Here is a 19,088-nt window from a genome sequence, read left to right as displayed (position 1 = left end):
CTGACTCCTGTGGTTCGATGGTCGTCTTGCTATCCCAAGTGTATGATCAGCAGCCACAAATGAACATCCTCTAAATTTCTCAATCTCCTCACCCTTACGAATTTCCGAAAAACAGTGAATGTTTCATAAAAGAGGTGATTGCAAACCTCCTCCGGACGTGTTCTCAATCGCCCCGCCTTCAGGTATAATGAGTACCAAGCTGCAACGTTCGAAGGGGTGGTCCTGCTAATGAAGCTTATTCACCTGATCCTCCGGCTGAAAATGAAAACGAACTCGCTGTTTATTCGCTTGTTTCTCAGCTTCCTCATCATTATCGTCATGCTCGGATCCTTTAACGTCTTCTCCATGACCTTCTCCAAGAACAAGCTGCGCAGCGAAGTCATCCACTATAACACCCTCAATCTCAAGACGACGACGGACAATTATGAAAAAGAATTCGAGCTCATCAAAAACCAGCTGCTCAACTTTTATTTCAACGAGAACGTGCAGATGCTTTATATGGACCAGAATAAGACCGTCAACTATGACATCGCTTCCAAAACTATTCAGGATTTGCGCCAAATGACATTGAATCCCCTGCTTTACCTCAATAACGTCATGCTCTATTACAAGAAAAACGGCATGGTGCTGGACAAGAACTCGATCACGAGAGACAGCACGTTTTTCAACAAATTTTATTACAGCCGGAGCTATCCCCTCTCCTTCTGGCAGAATCAATTCCGGGACAGTACTCCGTTCCGCGTTCATCCGCCTTCGCCGTTTTACGACGTTCCCTTTCAGAACGATTACAATTTGCTTGGGACCGAATTTCCTTTAATCGTGAAAAATAACTGGTACCAGGATTTTTATATGGCGGCGTTCCTCGACGTGAAGAGTATGTTCCAGGCGTTTCATCTGTCCATTAACGATAACTTTTTCATTCTGGACGAACGCGGCCAAACGCTGTTCGCCTCGACTCCGGACGCCGGCCTCGGCGCACTGCCCGCTCTCGACGAGACGAAGAGCTACATCAAGAAGGACGCGAATTACTACTTCTACAGGAAGGGGAGCGTCTCCGGACTCACGTATGTGAATGTCGTTCCGGACGCCTCGGTAGCCTCACAGATTCGGCTCAACGTATCCCTGGTCACGCTGCTCCTTGTTACGATCGGCATCAGCATCGCCGCTTCCATCCTGTTCAGCATCAGCATCAATAATCCGATCCAACGGATCATTCAGTCGATCAAGCAGTTCAATGCGCTCGTTCCGATCCGGAGCCGGATCAACGAATTCAATCTCATCGGCAGCCAAATCAGCCAGAAGAACTCGCAGCTCAAAAGCTTCGCTTACATCAGCAGCCTGAAAAAAATACGCAGCAATATCGAAATGGATTTTACCGACCGGCCGTTCGTATTCGTATTCTTTGAATTAACTTATAAAAAACGGGATGAGGATCAGGCGGGAACGGAGCAAAATTGGATTTATTATGTACGGGAATTCATCGATTTCAACTTCAAGCAGCAATATCACGAGTCCTTGACCTTCCAGATCGAGTCGAATCAAATTCTCTCCTTTGTGTTTATGGACGAATCCGACCGGACGGCGCTGCTCCATTTGCTCGAGAAGCTGAAGCAGGTGTTTGAGTTTGACAAGGAGGAAGGCTTCGCTACGATCGCTTTCAGCTCGATCTACACCAGCTCGTCCCAGATGACGCTTGCTTATGAGGAGGTTCTCCGCTCCATCAAACAGCGCCGGTTCATCGATGAAACCCAAATCATCGCGAGCCGTCAAGAACCTGAATTCACATCCATGCTGCTGCCTCCCCAGCAGGAGCAGGAATTTTACTTGAACCTGCAGGCAGGCAATGAAGCCGAAACCTGGCAGCTCGTGCAGCGGTTCCTCGCTCTCCTCAACAAACGAGGGGCTTCGTCCGACCAATTCTATAGGTTCGGCGAGGAAATTATCCATAAAACCGTCAAAACCCTAATTACGATGCAGGTCGATTATCAGCATCTGGAGACACCGGTATCCTTCCTTGAACGGCTGAACCGGTGTCATACAACCGGGCAGCTGTCTTCCTTTCTGGAGGCGTTTCTCCGGGATACTATCGAATTGATCAATAAGAAGAAGGAAGTGCGCGATCCGATAACCTCATTCGTAATCGCCTATATGGAGAAGCATTACGACGGAGACATTACGCTTGACCTCATGGCCGAGAAGCTTAACATCACGAGCGGCTACTTGTCCACTTACTTCAAGGAAAAGACCGGCGTGAATTTCATCGACTACTTGAACGATCTCCGGATCGGCAAGGCCAAGGAAATGCTCCTAGAGTCCGACTGCAAGATCCAGGACGTTGCGAGAAGATCGGGCTATCAGAACATGAATTCGTTCAACCGGATGTTCAAGAAATTTTCGGGCATCACCCCGAGCGAATTCCGCAAGCAGCTTCCTATGTAACAAGACACGTACCGAGGAGAAGTACGTGTTTTATCGAACATGTATTGCGACCCAGCGAAAAGGTCATTTTGCCCCAAGATCGCCGCCCATGAAGACAAGACGAAAAATTTGCTTCGGCCGTCCCTTGGTCTGGCTCTTCCGTTCCCCGACGCTTTGCACTAGTCCGGCATCAATCCACTGCAGCAGCAGCCGATGCACCGTCCTCATCGTAACACCCAGAATCGCAGCGAGCTCCTGAGCCGTATAATCCGTCTGGCCTTTGCGGGAAACCCGGGCGGAGAGCTTGCTCAAATAAGTCAGCGTCATCCCCGACTGCTCGGCCTTCTTGATGAAATCGGCGTCCAGCAGCGCCAGGTTGTATTCGAGCGGCTCGGACATCTCCAGCGGCCCGATCACGCCGCCGTCTTCACGCACGATGTAACTGATATTGCCTCCCGCTTCACGGGCCTGCCGAAGCGCTTGTCTTGCGTGCGTGCCCGCTTCGTTCGCCGACAATCCGAACCCGACGCCTACGCTGAGGGAGAGACCGAACGATCGCTCCGCCTCCCTGGCGAGAGGGATATATTTGTAGCCTCCGGTTTCTCTCTCGAAGACCCCTCGGGTGGTGATGAACAAATACTCGTCCCCGCCCAAATCCGTGAGATGACCGTCCAGCGACTCCGCATATCCGAGCACCATCCGGTGAATGTCGAGCTTCAGCCTCTGAACCTCATGCTCCGAGCCGATCTTATCGAACAGCCGGACCGAATCGTCTACCGCGATGATCCCGAGGACAATTTGGGACTCCTTATTCTTGCGCGATTCCGTGGACAGCAAGGCCCGCTCGAGGCCTACGATAATATCCTGCTCCGTAGGAACGACCCATTCGTTAGGAATACCGAGTTTCGTTAGCTCCTGGGCAACCGACCGGAAGCCCGTGAGTGCAGCCATGCTGCTTCCTTGTTCATGAAGACGGCGGTGAAAGCTCACCAGGTCATCCCGCGAAAAAACGCCCGGTCCGTCATAGGTGAAGATCGAGCCTTGCTCTACGCCCAGTTCCTTGAAGGCACGGGTCACCATGGAATTCGTCAGCGTATCGACGGAGAGCGCCTGCAGGCCTGATTGCCGCTCCAGGCAAAATAAAGCCCGGTACAATCCAGTACCGGTCAAATGCAGATAGTGTGCGGGAACCGTGAATTTCAGCTGCTTCTCCGCTTGCATATAGGGCAGCGGGCCGGAGAAGAAGAGCACCTCCGCCTCCTCCATCAGCCGCTTGGCGATGGCGTGGGCTTCCTCTTCATTCCGGTACGCAAGAAGCACGGGCTCGAACGAGGGGAACCGCTTTAGTGCGGAACGCATGGGCTCTTCAAACCCTTCCGGGCAGATGACGCCGATCGCAATTCCCTTTTTTTCTTCTTTCATACTGGCATCAGACATTCCTATCTTGCCTCCATACATGGGATCCCGCAGGATCGTTTGCTTTAGCCTTGTCCCTGATCAAACGGCCGGAGGCTAACCCCTAATCCGACAGCCACTCGCTCAAACGGCTCCTGACAAATTCATCGTCGTTCAGATGGGGGTAATCACGGTACACCCGGTCAATTTCCTCCATTTGGCCCGGGGACAGCTCTTCCTTGGGATTCAAACACCACCGGCCTTGCAGCAAGCCCTGTCTGCGAAGCACCTCGTGAATGCCCGGAATGCAGCCTTCAAAATGGTTAGCCGGATCAAAGAATGCCGCATTGGTATCCGTAACCTCGATATTCTGTGTCAGCCAATCCAGGGTGATTTCGCTTCGTTCGCGCGCAGCTTTGATTTCCTCCAGCAGCTCCACCGCCCGTTTCGTCCATACGGCCCAATGGCCAAGCAGACCGCCGGCTATGCGCTTCTCAACCGTCCTGCCTCGAACCTCAAAGCGGTAGGTCGTGAGCAGGTCATTTACGATATTATCGTCGTTCCCGGTATACAAGGCGATCTCGTCGCGCCGCTTCGAATAGCATACCGCACGCGCAACGTCGATGGTCTGATACCGGTTGAACGGAGCCATCTTGATCGCAACCACGCCGGGTATGTCCGCAAGCTGCTCCCAGAACCGGAAGCTGAAGATCCGGCCGCCGACCGACGGCTGCAGATAGAAGCCGAATACCGGAATGATCTCCGCGACGGACCGAACCCGGTCCAGAATTTGCCGTTCATCCCAGCCCTGCAGTCCCCCCATGCTGAGCAGACCTATATCGTAGCCCAGTCTTACCGCAAGCTCCGCTTCCTCCAAAGCCTGCTCGGTCGGACCGCAGAGTCCGGCAATTTTTATGAAAGGACGATCCAGCCTCGCCCGCTGCACTTCCTCCGCAGCTAATCGCAGCACCGGCTCCAGCAAATTAACCTCTTTATCCCGGATCTCGAACTGGGTCGAGTGTACGCCGATAGCAATTCCGCCTGCCCCGGAGGCGATATAATAACGAGTCAACGCTCTCTGATGCTTCTCATCCAGCTGTCTCGATTCGGTTAACGCCAGAGGATGTGCGGGAATCACACCCCCCTCGTGGAGCGCCTTCAGCAGCTCGGGACTTAGTTCTTTACGGGAAGCCGTCAATTTAAAATTTCCCCTCTCTCTCCTGGAAATGGGTCGGTTTGTTCCACGTTATTCCGTCCGCAGCTACCCACTCCGCGATCCAATCGATCATTTGCAAGAGGGTCACCCGCGGATAACCGAACAAGCCGTTCGCTCTGGAAGCGTTGCTGAGCAGCGCCGTGTCCGCATCCTTCCCCGTAAACACCGGCTCTCTGCCTAGCCTAAGCCCGAACTGCTCAGCGGCGTAGCGCATGGATAACGTTTCCGGTCCGGTCACGTTAATGACGGCAGGCGGCGTGCTGCAGACCGAGAGTGAACGAAGGGCCATTTCGTTGGCATCCCCCTGCCAAATACAATTCGCGTGTCCCATCGTAATATCGATCGGCTGTCCTGCCTTGACCGCCCGGGCAATCTCCAGAAGAATACCGTAGCGCAAATCAATCGCATAATTCAGGCGAAAAATCGTTATCGGCGTATGATACTTATGAGAGAAGTACTCGAATACGCGTTCACGGCCCAAGCAGGATTGCCCGTATTCCCCGTTCGGGTTAGGGGTCGTTTGCTCCGTGGCTCCGCCCTGCAGCACGGGCGTAAGCGGATACACATTCCCGGTGGAAAAGACGACGATCCGGGAATTCCGATACTTCTCCGCCACCCTTCCCGGCAAATAGGAATTCATCGCCCACGTAAAATGCTCATTGCCTGTCGTTCCGAATTTGGTGCCGGCCATGTAGATCACATTCTTGACTTCCGGCAGGGCTTGAAGCTGCGAATCGTCGAGCAAATCGACCGCCAGGGTATGTACGCCGTCCCGTTCGAGCTCTTCGCGCAATCCGCCGGACGAAAACCGCGAAGCCCCGTACACCTTTTTCGATACGCCGGCTTCCTTGATCGCATTCATTGCCAAGCGGGCCAGACTCGGCCCCATCTTTCCGCCAATCCCGAGCAGCATAATGTCTCCATCCAGAGCGGCGATATCCCGGATGAGCGCTTCCGACGGCTCCGCTAATTTCGCTTCCAACGCCTCAATGGTTTTCATAACAAGCTCCTCTCGACATAGAGTTGGGTACTGATATCTCTATTGTAAAAAGCCTGCGATATAAAGACAAATCTTTAAATTGTCTTTATATAATAAAAACAATAAGCTCTTCCCCAGCTGAAACAGCTAAGAAAGAGCTTATCTATCAGACTCCAGTTCCTGCCGAAACCGGCGGTTGCATCCGATATAACCTGGGTGACAGTCCATATTTGCGCTTGAAGGAGCGTTCGAAATGGGAGAGTGTATTAAAACCGGAAGCTAAGCAAATATCCGTAACGGTCAAATCGGAAACGTGCAGCAGCGATTTAGCGAACTGCAGCCTCAACTCCTGCAGGTATACCTGAAAGGAACATCCCGTAATTTGACCGAAACGGTTACTGAAATAACTGGAGGAAAGCCCTGCCTGCTTGGCTGCGTCTTCCAAGGTAATAGATTCCCTGAAATGATGGTGAATAAATATAAGAGCGTCACGAAACGGTTGATAAACGTCCGGGACTTCCGTTTTTTTCTCCGAATGCATCCGTTTCCTTGCCACATCGATCAAAATACGGCTTAGCGTATATTCGATTGCAAGCTTGTGCCCGACTTGCGAATCGTACATTTCCTCCAACAACCTTTGGAAGTCAGCCTCCATTTGGGCATACTCGGTACCCGTAAACAGGCAGCTATCCGTATGAATATCATTGAATAACAAGGAATAGAGCTTATCGTCCAGCAGATCTTCCGAGAAAATCAAAGTATACTTCTCCAGCTTCCTCTCCGTATCCGGAATGATTTCGTGAAAATCGGACGGCGTCAACAAAAACAGGCTCCCTTTTTGAAGCGGATATGCCGTACCGTTCATCACATGGATGCCTTCGCCGTCAATGACAAAGCTCATTTCAAAAAACTCATGCCAATGAAGCTCAATCTTTTTATGAATTGTATTTTTAAATATATGGAATGAAGTCGTAGGAAGGTTGTATTTCTCGGCTGTCAGCCGTTCCGGATGTTTATTGCCTCTCATGCATCCATTCCTCTCCTTTGACCCTGCACCGGTTAGCCATCCATAAACAGACATCCCATAAATCGGATACCGGCTGTTTGGTAAACGGCAAAGTGTGCATGTAGTTTGGAGGGCCAAATTCCGGCGTAATCGTTGTCCAGGAATGTCCTGCCTTCAGTCTATGCTGAATGATACTTCTCCACCAGCGTTCATGGGCTTCCAATTCCGACGAAAAAGCAGGGTCACGCGGGTCTGGGACTTGAGGGCCCTGTGCGTAGCCAATACGCGCGTGAATATGGATCGTTCTGGAGCAAGCCAAGGCCAGACGATCGACTTGATCTTCCAAGAGCGATTCGCACACGCAGCACCAATGGCTGAAATCCGCAGTAATGGACAAGTCCGGGAGGTCCCTAAGGAGCCTCTCCGTTGTCCATGGAGTGAACATGGCCCGGCGCCTGTGAGTTTCATGCCCTATCGGAATCCTGATATTCCTTTCAATTTCCAAGGCTTTCTCGAAAAATTTCAGTTGATTGTCATATGGCATATCATCGCGCGAGCTATGGGAATTAATCAAGATCGGGTTAAAGCTTGCCGCGCGTTCCACATGGAAAGCAAACGAATCAATCGTCTCCCCGTCTCTTCCCAATTGGGCAATATAATCAAATCCATATTGCTCGAGTAGTTCCCTAAACCGGCTCTCATCTTCCGGCGCAGGCAGCCTGGCCTCGATTCCGTTATACCCCGCGTTTGAAACCTGTAGGAACATCTCCTCCAAAGTGCCTGTCATTCCCCATAGCGCTTTGATCATCTTAAGTTCCATAAATACCCCCCTTCCGACGTCGGATTGTACCTCAATCCAAATTAATTCACGTATTTGTTCCCGGCAATATCTTTTCCCCGAGCGAGCCAAAGCGGCCGGTCTTCGAGCACCTTGAGCTCCGTAGAGAAATATCTCATGGTATAGCCGCAGCGGCGGTAAGGGCTTGTGTTTGCTTTGGCCCCGTGAATAATCCGCGAATCGTGAAGCGAGCATTCTCCAGGCTCCAACTCGAAATACACGGCATTCGACTCGTCTACATTTTTGATTTGAGACCCGAAAGTATTGAACTTCCGATCCACGTCCTCGTATTCGGAAAATCCGTTTCGGTGTGTGCCGGGAAGAACGCGCATACAGCCGTTTTCCATCGTAGATCGGTCCATTGCAAGCCAGACGGTGACAATTTTTTCGTAGGATTGGATTTTACCTTTCCAATAAGCGGAATCCTCATGCCAAGGCGTCGCTCTTCCCGTAAAGGGATCTTTGCAAATAAAATGGCTCGTCCATAGCCCGATATTCGGTCCGATCAATGGCTCCACCAAATCCAATACCTGGTCGCTCAGCAGCAGCTCCAGCAGCCTCGGATCCCGCCAATGCGGTTTGTCCAGCTCATCCGACAGCTTATCTCCTTTTTGGGCCAAGTGCTCTTCAAAGATCGCATTCAGCTTAGCCATCTGGTCTTTGGAAAATACCTGTTTATTGTAGAGGCAGTACCCATTCTGATGATATAATTCAACTTCTTTTTCGGTTAGCAACATCATATGTCCTCACCTTTCCTTTGGATGCCTTCATTATATAAATGAAGGGGGATTCGCTGCTCCTCAGATCTTTCTATGGATATTGCAGATTTTTCGGTCTTTTAACTAAGGCTAGGGAGTTTTCACCCTTTCACTGCTCCTATCATAACCCCTTTCGTAAAGTACTTTTGCAAGAACGGATATACGGCTATGATTGGACCGGTCGCTATAACGATGGTGCAATATTTAATAATTTCGCTGACGGCCTCTCGATCATCCCCGCTGGAGCCTGTAATCATATTGTCGGTGCTGCTGTTTATCAATATCTCGCGCAAGAATAACTGCAGTGGATACATATCTCTATTTTGCAAGTAAATCATCGCGCTAAACCATGAATTCCAATGAGCCACGGCATAGAATAAAAGCATAACCGACATCACTGCTTTGGATAATGGCAATATGATTCTAAACAATATGGTAAAATCGTTCGCGCCGTCCATTCTCGCGGATTCTTCCAAGCTATCCGGGATGGCTGCAAAAGCGGTTCTCATAATAATCAAATTGTAAGTACTGATTGCGCCCGGAATCAGGAGTGCCCACATGGTGTTATACATGCCAAGACTTCTCACAAGCAAATAGTTGGGAATCAAGCCTCCGCTAAAAAACATGGTAAAAACAATCATCATCATCATCGTATCTCGAAGCATGATCCCTTTTCTAGACAAAACATAGGCTCCAAGGGAGGTCATGATCAGATTGATGCTTGTTCCCACCACGACGTACAGGATGGTATTGGTATATCCTGTTATCATATTCGGGTTTTTAAAGACACTAATATAACCGTCTACGTTAAACTTCAAAGGCCACAGCAGCAAACCGGAATGACTTGCTAATTCAGACGCGTTGCTTAAGGATGCAAATGCAACATATAGAAACGGATACAGCGTAATTACCGTTAGGAATAACAAAAAGCATAGATTAAAAACACCGAAAACGTTTTCAGCAATACTTCTTTTTTGATTCATGATTTTCACCCCTACCAAAGACTTGTCTCGTTGACTTTTTTACTGAGCTTGTTTGTAATCACCAAGAGCACGAAATTGATAACCGAGTTAAATAATCCTACGGCCGCACTGAAGCTGTAGTTCGATTCCAGAATACCTTTTCGATAAACGTAGGTGGAAATAACGTCCGAGGTCTCATAAGTAATGGGATTATATAAGAGAAATATTTTATCGAATCCAACGTTCATCATGCTGCCCATTCTCAAAATAAAAAGGATGACAATGGTCGGCATAATCCCAGGAAGCGTAATATGCAGCATTTGTTTAAATCGTCCGGCCCCGTCAATCTTTGCGGCTTCGTATAAGTCCTGGTCGATTCCGGCTAATGCAGCCAAATATATAATAGAACCCCAACCCAATTCTTGCCATATATTAGAGCCTACATAGATGGTTCTGAATAATTCGGGGCGAAGCAGCATGGTGGTTCTTTCCATTCCCATGAAAGCTAAGAGATCGTTAATAATCCCGTTTCTTGAGGTGAAATCTACAATTAAGCCGCACAAAACCATGACAGAGATAAAATGCGGCAAATAGGTTACCGATTGTACAAACCTTTTGAAGCCATTCTTCCGCACTTCATTTAATAAAAGGGCTAATATGATGGGTGCCGGAAATCCGAATATCAGGTTATATAAACTGATTAAAAGTGTATTGCTAAGTATTCTACCAAAATATACATCGTTAAAAAAATCGGTAAAATTCTGAAATCCGATCCATGGACTCCCCAAAATTCCTTTTATAGGGGTAAAATCTTTAAATGCAATCGTCGCTCCGTACATTGGAACATATTGAAATACGATGTAGTAAGCAATAACCGGCAGCGCCATGAAATAAATGAATCTGTTTTTATATAAATCTTTTCCAAGCCTGTGAACAAATCCTTGTTTTTTCGTCTGATAGACACTCCTGGAAAGCTGCACTTCACCAGCCTTTATATTCTCCATAGTTCATTCTCCTTTATTTAGGGTATTCATAAAGGACTATGGAGATGAGCGATCATCCCGATCGGCTCATCTCCTGTTCAAGACGAAGACTTATTATCTTGCCATGTATCTGTCGTAGGCAGCCTGCTGAATTTTTATTGCTTCTTCTATCCCCATACCCTTCAATGTCTTCAAATAATTATCAAATTCACTTATCGGCACCTGTCCCATAACCATCTTTATGAACTGCTCATCCTTATAAGTGTTAACTGTAGACATGATGGATGCCATTCTTGTCGATTCCTGAATGGTTGGCGTTACCCCTGGAGGCATGGTTCTATCGTATGAACCTGCTTTCCATAAGCCGATAATTTTCTGCTGCTCGGGCAATGACATGCGTTGCTGCCAAAGCTCAGGTGTCTGTACATAGGGACCGCCGCCGGATCCTCTGGTATATTTAGACAACGCCTCGTCTATAGACAAGCCCTGCGGGTTATTGGTGACTTCAGGGAGCAATTGAGGCGAACCGTTCACCATCTTGTAACTCTGTCCTTCGATACCAAAGGTATTGAGCAATGCTCCCTCAGGACTATAGCCGTAATCCAACCACATGGCCGCTTCCTTCGGATGCTTGCTTTTGGCGGAGATGGCTACACCTATACCATTACTTACTTTGATTTCGTCTACATTAAAATTATATGATTTCGTGCCGGCAACGTAAGGCGGAACCGTTCCTAGCAATTTTACCGTCGGATCCTTCGCTTTCATCAACTGGACAAATCTCCCGAATGTTCCCGATGTGGCTCCCACCCATGCGCCCGCACGGTTACCCATGACCTTTGTATCAAACTGTTTAGCATCGGTTAATGCAAAATCGGGATCGATCAAGCCTTCTTTATACCACTTGGCTAATGTCGTAAGAGCTTCTTTATATTCAGGCGTATAGGGTCCGAACTTTACTGTATTTCCGTCATGATACCAACCGTAATTGATGCCCCATGCCCTTATCCAGTTTTGTAAATCGCCCGCTCCTTTGGGTGCCAAAGGGATCTCGTCATTTTTACCGCTGCCGCTAGGATTTTTTGTCTTAAAAGCTTTTAATACTTCATACCAGTCATCTATCGTTTCCGGCGACTTTAGATTCAGTTTCTCCAGCCAATCCTGTCGGATCTGCCATCCGAAGGTTTGAAAAGCGGGATTAGGGTTGGGATTTACCTTTGCATACTGATCCGGCGATTGTGCTTCAGGGTATATATAGAGCGTGCCATCATCCGTACGCAGCTGCTTATTCACTCTAGGGTCGGAATTCATAAATTTTTTGAGATTCGGAGAATATTTATCGATCAAATCATTGAGCGGAATAATTACGCCATCCTTAATAGCTTTATTGGGCCCACCGTTATAGTCGTTTATCCAACTATAATATATAAGATCGGGCAAATTACCCGATGCAACCATAAGATTGAACTGTTCTTTGATATTTGCCGCATCCATCGATGCGGGATGAATGAAATCAATATGTATCCCGGTCCTTTTTTCCATTTCCTTGAATTCAGCTATTTCATTATAATTTTTCATGGTTGCCGCTACTTTGGGGTCCATGGCTACAAACATAGTTAATGTAAGAGGCTTATCAACGATTGGCAGCGGAATTGAGGTTAACTTTTCTGTAGATTTCTCCTGCGAAGCGGTTTGTTGCGAAGAATTCGAAGTACAACCTGCGAGTAGGCTTGCGAGCAGTGCACAAGAAATGACGGAAGCTGAGGTCTTGCGGAGTTTACCATTCATGATTCCTTTCCCCCTTAGCATTTTAAACCGTTATGTAACCGTTTACATAAAGCGATGGAGCTTCAGCTGAGGAACCAAGCTAGTTTGATTTGGCGGATTTTATGATCGGACCGAGTATCGGTCATTGGACAAACCTTCATTTGCAAAGCTCCGTTTAACGGTCGGCATGTTTGCTCACCTCTCCTTTGGTATGTCTTCATTATAAGAAAGAAAGGCACCCGTTACTCCGCAGATCTTTTTATAGATACTGCATATCTTTCGATACTTCCTGACTAAAACGAATATGGCTTCAAAGTGCAAAAAGCTGTCTGACTTGGATAAATACAGGCAATGCAAAAAGCAATAAAATAAAAACAGGTTACACACCACTACTTATGGAAAAGAGGAGTCGACATGATTACTGCGGAACAGGTGAATTTTTATCATGAGAACGGTTACCTGCTGGTGAAAGGAGTTTATAACGCAGAGGAGGTTGAAGTTCTCAGGGACTCGGTGGATCGCTTCCTGAAACGGGCGGCTGCCTCCAAATTTGACCGGAGCCATGCTTGGCAAGGAGATTATTTGCCGCCGGAAGTATTGAAGAAACTGGTGCTGAAGGGCTTCCACGATGTGCAATATCATGATGCCGAGTTTACCCGGATGATCACCCATCCGAATCTCGTGCAAGTATTCACCAAGCTGATTGGCGATAACGTCCAGCTCCATCATACCAAAATGATGGTCAAACCCCCGGAAAAGGGTGCCGCCTTCCCCATGCATCAAGATTATCCGTACTTTCCACACGAAAAGCATACAATGATGCTGGCAAGCATTCATTTGGATCAAACGAATGAGGAAAACGGATGTGTGTTTGTCATTCCCGGATCTCATAAATTAGGTCCTCTTCCCCACGTAGGCAGTCATTATTTGAACCATAAAGAATATCCGATCCAAAGCGGAATTCCGTGCCTGGCCGAAGCGGGAGACGTGTTATTCTTTAATTATTTAACCATTCACGGTTCGCCTATCAATAGCAGCGACCGCCCCCGAAGAAATGTGCTTGTCCAGGTGCGTGATCCGGAAGATCTGCCAACAAAAGATACTCATGTAAACTGGGGACAGGGGATGATGCTCAGCGGCATCAATCCGATATTCAGAAAATATACGTATACCGGTAAATTGACTGAAGATTGAGCTTGGTATGCCGGGATTATTTCAATGTTATTAAGAGGCTATAAGTTAAACTAAACTTGTAGCCTTTTTAAGTTGATAAGAATTTATAAGTTTTTCGCGGGCTTATAGCTTCGCATCAACCTTGATAAACGCGCTGGTCCTTGTAAGACAAGGACGGCGTAGCCGTTTATCCTGGTTTCATGACGAGGTGAGGCAAATGGATTCAAAAAACAATTCGATTAGCTTTCGTGAGTAATATTTGGAAGTTTGTGGTATACTGTACCTGTTTTATTTTTGATCGATTTCCGCGTCCGGGAGGATTTGCTACATGGTACATATTTTCCTGTTGGTCATTCTGATTGTTATTGTCGCGCTGCCACCGCTTATTTTTTTCGGTTATATGTATGCCTTATCCAAAAAACCAAAGCATTCCATCATCCGGTCACATCCGTTCCTCGGTTGGCTGCGTTATATGCTCGAAAAGCTGGGGCCCGAGTTCCGCCAGTACTGGTTCGACAGTGACACGGAAGGGAAGCCGTTCTCACGGGCCGATTTTGTAGGTATCGTCTATGCAGCGAAATACCGGACGGATCTCATTTCTTTCGGAGGCAAGCGTGATTATGAGAAGCCCGGCCTTTATTTGTCCAATGCCATGTTCCCCAAATTGACGAGCGAGCTTAAGGTGGATAACGAAGGGCTGATACCCGGAAAAAAATATGTCATTACCGATGAAGGACTGTTTACAAGAAAGGAGCAATTCATAGAAGAACAAGTAAAACCTTGGCTGCTGCATGATGACGATGTCATTGTTGTGGGTGAAAACCGTAAATATCCTTGGCGGCTCAAAGGCTTGTTCGGCGCTTCAGCCACTTCTTTCGGAGCCGTCGGCGAACATTATATTCAGTCTACAGGGAGCGGTGCATTCATGGCGGGCGGCTCTTGGATCAATACAGGCGAAGGCGGGGTTGCGGATGTGCACCTTGCTACGGGCGTCGATGTCATCTCGCAGATCGGGCCTGGCTTGTTCGGTTTCCGCGATGACACGGGCCGCTTCTCTATAGAAGAATACAAGCGCAAAGCTAGCGTTCCAAATATCAAGGCATTCGAGCTGAAGTTTCATCAGGGTGCCAAAATACGCGGCGGGCACCTCGAGGGCACCAAGGTCACTGAAAAAGTCGCTAAAGCCCGCTTAGTACCTGTAGGAAAAACCGTAAATTCGCCGAACCGGTTCGAATTCCTAACCAATCCGGAAGAAGCGCTGCGTTTCATCAGCCTCTTACAAGATGAAGGCAGCAAGCCGGTGGGCGTCAAAATCGTCGTAGGCGATCCAAAGCGGCTTGAGCCGTTTTTTCAGGCTATGGTCGAGCTGGATATCTATCCGGATTTCATTACCGTTGACGGTTCCGAGGGCGGTTCCGGAGCGACCTTCAAGGCGATGGCGGACGGCATGGGCTTGCCGCTCTTTGCCGCGCTGCTCATTCTCGACGATACGGCAAGAAAATTCGGCGTGCGCGGCCGTTTCAAAATTTTTGCTTCCGGTAAACTCATTACACCCGACAAAGTAGCGATCGCCCTGGGGCTGGGAGCAGATTGCGTCAACTCAGCGCGCGGCTTTATGATGGCCAACGGCTGCATTATGGCGCTGCAGTGTCATACCGGCAAGTGTCCGACAGGCATCACAACGACGGATTCTAAGTATCAAGAGGCATTGGCGCCTGAAGAGAAACAGTGGCGCGTGATGAACTATATTCTTCATTTGAGGGAAGGCTTGTTTTCGCTGGCAGCCGCCTGCGGCTTGGAAAGTCCCCGTGGATTGAATCGAGAACATCTGGTGTATACGAACGAAAGCGGCCAAAGCTTCCGAATCGTGGATTTGTTTCCTTATCCGGAGTCCATGTAAAACTGGAAAAGGATGTGAAACGCAATGCGTGAACCTAAACCTTACTGGCGGGATGTCCCCAAAGAACTACGCAAGCAAGTTGAAGAAAAAATGGGAAGCTCTATACGCAGGGCTTCTCGTGTATTTGGAGGCTACGGGCCCACTGCAACCTTTCGATTTTTCTTAGAAGACGGCAGAACCATATTCGCCAAGGGAGCCGGGCAAGGTTCCATTGCTGAGAATTGGAGAGTGCTTCCGTTGGAAGAAGCCGCGTATCGTCATGTCACTGCGATTACTCCCATTTCTCCTCGTTATTTTGGGTCTGTAAGTGTTGATGGATGGCATCTATTATTGCTGGAGGATTTAAGAATTGCCAAGAAGGTTCCGCCTTGGTCCGAGGCGTTGGCTTTGCAAGCCATTCGAGATCTGGCAGCATTTCACGTGCAGGGACTCTCTGAGGCTGGTAAGGTACAAGCAATGGCTGGCAAAGGTTTTACTGACAATTGGCTAAACATTAAAAATAACCATGATGAAAGAACTGATTTCCTTGGGCTATTTCAAGATAAAAGAAACGAAGCCGAGGCTTGGCTTGACGCAGTCATTGATACGCTGATTCCGATTGAAGGGGAACTTATGCGTCCGGACCAACCTTGGGGGTTAATCCATAAAGACGTCCGTTCGGATAATCTTCGTTTTAGAAACGGTTCATTGGTGTTGTTCGATTGGGCATCGGCCTGCAGAGGACCGTTAATATTTGACGCGGGCTTCTTCTTTCCGAGTATAGAGGGTGAAGGCGGACCCACCGCAGAACGCTTGCTGCCCGAATACAAAAGAGCAATGGCTGCTCGTGGCATTGATTTTCCCAGCTATGCCGAACAATCCGTTGCCGCCGCTGCAGCGGGATTTTTTGCAACGAGAGCCGGTAAACCGCCAATCCCTTTACTCCCGAGGCTTAGATCTATTCAGCGTTTACAATTGGGACCTGCACTACGATGGTCGTCCACCCTTCTTGGGCTGCCTAAGCCTCCTGCAATCAATTTCATGGATTGAAATAGGGCCTCAGCAAGGGAAGCAAATCTTGATTGAATATTTTAACGCCCGAGGAATTCAAATGATCCTCATCCTTGAAATTTTTATCCGTGAACAGTACATTCTTGCCTTTCATGTAATTATAGTCTAAATATTGCACCCCGTTCCGATCCGCGATTTCCTGATATTTGTTATGAATATCTTCATATCTTTTCAAAAATTTCATGGTGCTGGGCGGAAGCGGAGAGGTGACGAAGACGATGGGGATCCCCTTCTCCTTCGCCAGACCGGCGATCTTATCGATGTAACGCAATTTCTTCTCATCCCAATTCGGAAGACCCTGATAAACCTTTAATCGGTTCGTTTCCTGAAGCTTCTTTGGAGACGCAACTCCATCATTCACGACATATCCCCGCCCCTTATAGATTTCACCCAGGCTGGTAGCAGTCGGCATCGTGGCAGGAACCTCTTTGCGGGTCAACCAATCATGTATCGCCACAGCTTTTCTATTCAAGTTTTCTTTGATCAGCTTCATGTTTTTATAGTTGTCTTTATCGCGAACCGTGTGAAAAAAGGCCTTCAAATAATCCTTGGGCTGAAATTCGTCAAAGAAACAAGCCCATTTGTTCATGGACGGCTTCAAATAGTCATAAACATACGATGCCGACAAAAAATAAGAAGCTGAAATTTGATTTGCTTCCACCCCTTCCGATAACGGAAAAAACAATTCCAGCACGATTAACTTCGGATGATGAAATCTAAGCACTTCATTCAGAACATAGTAGCTGTCGATGGGATTCTGATCGGAATGTCCGAAATTAAAGCTGGTGACGTTTAACTCACGATCAAAGAAGGTCGGGTCAAAGCTGCGGTAGGCATGAGAAGAGCCCAAAAAGGCGACGTCAATATTTTGCTTCATGCCATAAAACTCTTCCCATCTTAGCCGCGGATGAAAGTTGCTCTTATATCTTCCGGGATCCAGAATATCGGCCAGCTGACCTTCCAGCAAGAAGAAAACGGCAATAAATAGAACCGCCTTCATCATAATAAACGCTGATGTTTTCGTTTTGGGCTTTACCCTTACCGCTTCGTCGAACGAGGCTCTAGAACTGGAAATAAATGAATGAAGTTTTGTAAGCAACGTCATACACCCCTAAGACGAAGATGGCAAACAGGATCGCGTAATAAAAGAACCATCGGAAGCCAAGCGGTATTCGGGACAGAACCGTCCATGTCCCTTTCTTCTCCTGGATTAAGTCAACTATTAGCAATACGGCCAGAAGAGCCGCGTCGATGATCAATTCCGTTTGGGGGATAACCTTGGATAGGCTTGTAACTCTGTAATGACTAAAGCTCGTCAAATGCCCAATCACATCCAGCGCACTGGACAGAGAAGACGCCCTGAAAAAAATCCACGAAAAACAGATCAGCGTAAACGTGATGAGCATTCGGATGATTTGGTGAAGGAACGGAATTTTATTAAGCCCGATCCTCTTCACCATCGCGTTCCGCATGGGTTCCGTCAGTACGGAAACAATCAAATAACATCCGTTCAAAGCTCCCCATATCACATAGGTCCAATTGGCTCCATGCCAAATTCCGCTGACCGTGAAGGTGACGAATAAGTTGAACAGCCGCCTCCATTGGGCTACACGGTTCCCGCCGAGCGGGATATATACGTAATCCTTAAACCAGGTCGACAAAGAAATATGCCACCTTCTCCAAAATTCGGATATCGACTGCGAGAAATACGGCTGCCTGAAATTTTCCATCAGCCGAAACCCCATGACTCTCGCAGCGCCAATCGCGATATCGGAATAGCCTGAGAAGTCGCAATAAATTTGGACGGCAAAAAAAATCGTAGCTGTGATTAAGGCAGGTCCGGAATACGAAGACGGCTCGCCATAAACTTTATTTACGACGTCCGCCAGCCTGTCGGCAATCACCATCTTTTTAAACAAGCCCCAAATGATCAACTTCAAGCCGCTTGCCATGCGATCCAAGTCGATTTCATGCTTTTCATAAAATTGCCGCAGCAGGTTTCCCGATCGTTCGATGGGTCCTGCCACGAGCTGAGGATAGAACATAACGAATAGAGAGAAAATTCCGAAATGGCGTTCGGCCGCTTGCCGGCCTCTACCAACATCGATGAGATAACCGATACTTTGGAACGTATGAAAGGAAAGGCCGATAGGCAGCAGCAGCGACAAGCTTCCTAAACCGTAATTCCAATGGAGCCAATGGGCTAATAGAGCTATGTTTTCGTTGAAGAAATTAAAATATTTAAATAAAAAAAGAACGGAAACATTCACAAGGATGCCAAAAGTCAGTATGCCCCGCTTTAAGCGGCCATCCGTTTTTTCCAAAGCAATTCCCACAAAGTAATTTACGACGATTTCGAATGCCAGAATCAAAATGTATTTGGGCACGAAGGCCATATAAAAATAGCAGCTCCCTGCCAGGAGCAGAATCCATCGCAGCCTGTGAGGCAGGATAAAGTAACCCAAAGTCACGGTCGGGAAAAAGACGAGGAACGATATGGAGTTAAAGAGCACAAGGGTCCTCCTCTCAGGCACAAATAAAAGCGCTTACATTTCTTGATTTAAGAAGAGATTAACATACATTTGACCCGTTTTATAATCCAATAACATGACAATGCGGATATAAATTTACGACACGGCAAAT

Annotated in this window: 15 protein-coding genes; 4 read left to right on the top strand and 11 right to left on the bottom strand. The window is 47.9% G+C overall.

Annotated elements, in window-relative coordinates; genetic code table 11:
* The first annotated feature begins 228 nt into the window (after positions 1 to 228).
* Complete coding sequence (locus tag O9H85_RS32030) at positions 229 to 2,439, top strand: helix-turn-helix domain-containing protein (RefSeq protein WP_269885440.1); 2,211 nt, start codon at positions 229 to 231, stop codon at positions 2,437 to 2,439.
* Between the two features lie 63 nt (positions 2,440 to 2,502).
* Here O9H85_RS32030 and O9H85_RS32025 read toward each other — a convergent pair whose 3' ends face one another.
* The 9 genes from O9H85_RS32025 to O9H85_RS31985 all read right to left on the bottom strand — a co-directional run bounded on the left by O9H85_RS32025 (position 2,503) and on the right by O9H85_RS31985 (position 12,343).
* A complete protein-coding gene (locus tag O9H85_RS32025; protein WP_269885439.1) occupies positions 2,503 to 3,855 on the bottom strand; it encodes a helix-turn-helix domain-containing protein in 1,353 nt (450 codons plus the stop codon).
* Positions 3,856 to 3,937: 82 nt separating this feature from the next.
* Positions 3,938 to 5,011, bottom strand: coding sequence for a dihydrodipicolinate synthase family protein (locus tag O9H85_RS32020; RefSeq protein WP_269885438.1), 1,074 nt, complete (start codon positions 5,009 to 5,011; stop codon positions 3,938 to 3,940).
* Between the two features lies 1 nt (position 5,012).
* On the bottom strand, positions 5,013 to 6,029 hold the full coding sequence (locus O9H85_RS32015; protein WP_269885437.1) for an NAD-dependent epimerase/dehydratase family protein: 1,017 nt from the start codon (positions 6,027 to 6,029) through the stop codon (positions 5,013 to 5,015).
* A 145-nt stretch (positions 6,030 to 6,174) separates the two neighbouring features.
* A complete protein-coding gene (locus O9H85_RS32010; RefSeq protein ID WP_269885436.1) occupies positions 6,175 to 7,035 on the bottom strand; it encodes an AraC family transcriptional regulator in 861 nt (286 codons plus the stop codon).
* Positions 7,022 to 7,834 carry a sugar phosphate isomerase/epimerase family protein gene (locus tag O9H85_RS32005; RefSeq protein WP_269885435.1) on the bottom strand — a complete coding sequence of 271 codons (813 nt, stop codon included), beginning with the start codon at positions 7,832 to 7,834 and terminating at the stop codon, positions 7,022 to 7,024. The genes O9H85_RS32010 and O9H85_RS32005 overlap by 14 nt, the downstream gene beginning before the upstream one ends.
* Positions 7,835 to 7,875: 41 nt before the next feature.
* A complete protein-coding gene (locus O9H85_RS32000) occupies positions 7,876 to 8,592 on the bottom strand; it encodes a phytanoyl-CoA dioxygenase family protein (RefSeq protein ID WP_269885434.1) in 717 nt (238 codons plus the stop codon).
* Between the two features lie 119 nt (positions 8,593 to 8,711).
* Positions 8,712 to 9,593 (bottom strand): carbohydrate ABC transporter permease, encoded by an 882-nt coding sequence (locus O9H85_RS31995; protein ID WP_269885433.1) that lies wholly within the window; start codon positions 9,591 to 9,593, stop codon positions 8,712 to 8,714.
* Positions 9,594 to 9,604: 11 nt separating this feature from the next.
* On the bottom strand, positions 9,605 to 10,576 hold the full coding sequence (locus O9H85_RS31990) for an ABC transporter permease (protein WP_269885432.1): 972 nt from the start codon (positions 10,574 to 10,576) through the stop codon (positions 9,605 to 9,607).
* Positions 10,577 to 10,669: 93 nt separating this feature from the next.
* The gene (locus O9H85_RS31985; RefSeq protein ID WP_269885431.1) at positions 10,670 to 12,343 is read right to left on the bottom strand and encodes an extracellular solute-binding protein; all 1,674 of its coding nucleotides are present in this window, start codon (positions 12,341 to 12,343) and stop codon (positions 10,670 to 10,672) included.
* Between the two features lie 393 nt (positions 12,344 to 12,736).
* Between O9H85_RS31985 and O9H85_RS31980 the strand changes: the two genes are divergently transcribed.
* The 3 genes from O9H85_RS31980 to O9H85_RS31970 all read left to right on the top strand — a co-directional run bounded on the left by O9H85_RS31980 (position 12,737) and on the right by O9H85_RS31970 (position 16,424).
* Positions 12,737 to 13,516, top strand: a complete 780-nt coding sequence (locus tag O9H85_RS31980; protein WP_269885430.1) for a phytanoyl-CoA dioxygenase family protein — start codon at positions 12,737 to 12,739, stop codon at positions 13,514 to 13,516.
* 307 nt (positions 13,517 to 13,823) lie between these two features.
* Positions 13,824 to 15,395 (top strand): FMN-binding glutamate synthase family protein, encoded by a 1,572-nt coding sequence (locus O9H85_RS31975; RefSeq protein ID WP_269885429.1) that lies wholly within the window; start codon positions 13,824 to 13,826, stop codon positions 15,393 to 15,395.
* Between the two features lie 24 nt (positions 15,396 to 15,419).
* Positions 15,420 to 16,424 carry a phosphotransferase gene (locus tag O9H85_RS31970; protein WP_269885428.1) on the top strand — a complete coding sequence of 335 codons (1,005 nt, stop codon included), beginning with the start codon at positions 15,420 to 15,422 and terminating at the stop codon, positions 16,422 to 16,424.
* Here the strand turns inward: O9H85_RS31970 and O9H85_RS31965 are convergent.
* Entirely contained in the window at positions 16,414 to 17,544 is a 1,131-nt protein-coding gene (locus O9H85_RS31965) for a hypothetical protein (protein ID WP_269885427.1), read from the bottom strand. The two genes, O9H85_RS31970 and O9H85_RS31965, sit on opposite strands and share 11 nt — an antisense overlap.
* Positions 17,507 to 18,958 carry an MBOAT family O-acyltransferase gene (locus tag O9H85_RS31960; RefSeq protein WP_269885426.1) on the bottom strand — a complete coding sequence of 484 codons (1,452 nt, stop codon included), beginning with the start codon at positions 18,956 to 18,958 and terminating at the stop codon, positions 17,507 to 17,509. The genes O9H85_RS31965 and O9H85_RS31960 overlap by 38 nt, the downstream gene beginning before the upstream one ends.
* Between the last annotated feature and the right edge of the window lie 130 nt (positions 18,959 to 19,088).

Source organism: Paenibacillus gyeongsangnamensis (genome assembly GCF_027533625.1).
GTDB lineage: Bacteria > Bacillota > Bacilli > Paenibacillales > NBRC-103111 > Paenibacillus_G > Paenibacillus_G gyeongsangnamensis.
This window is presented reverse-complemented; position numbering and strand designations above follow the sequence as displayed.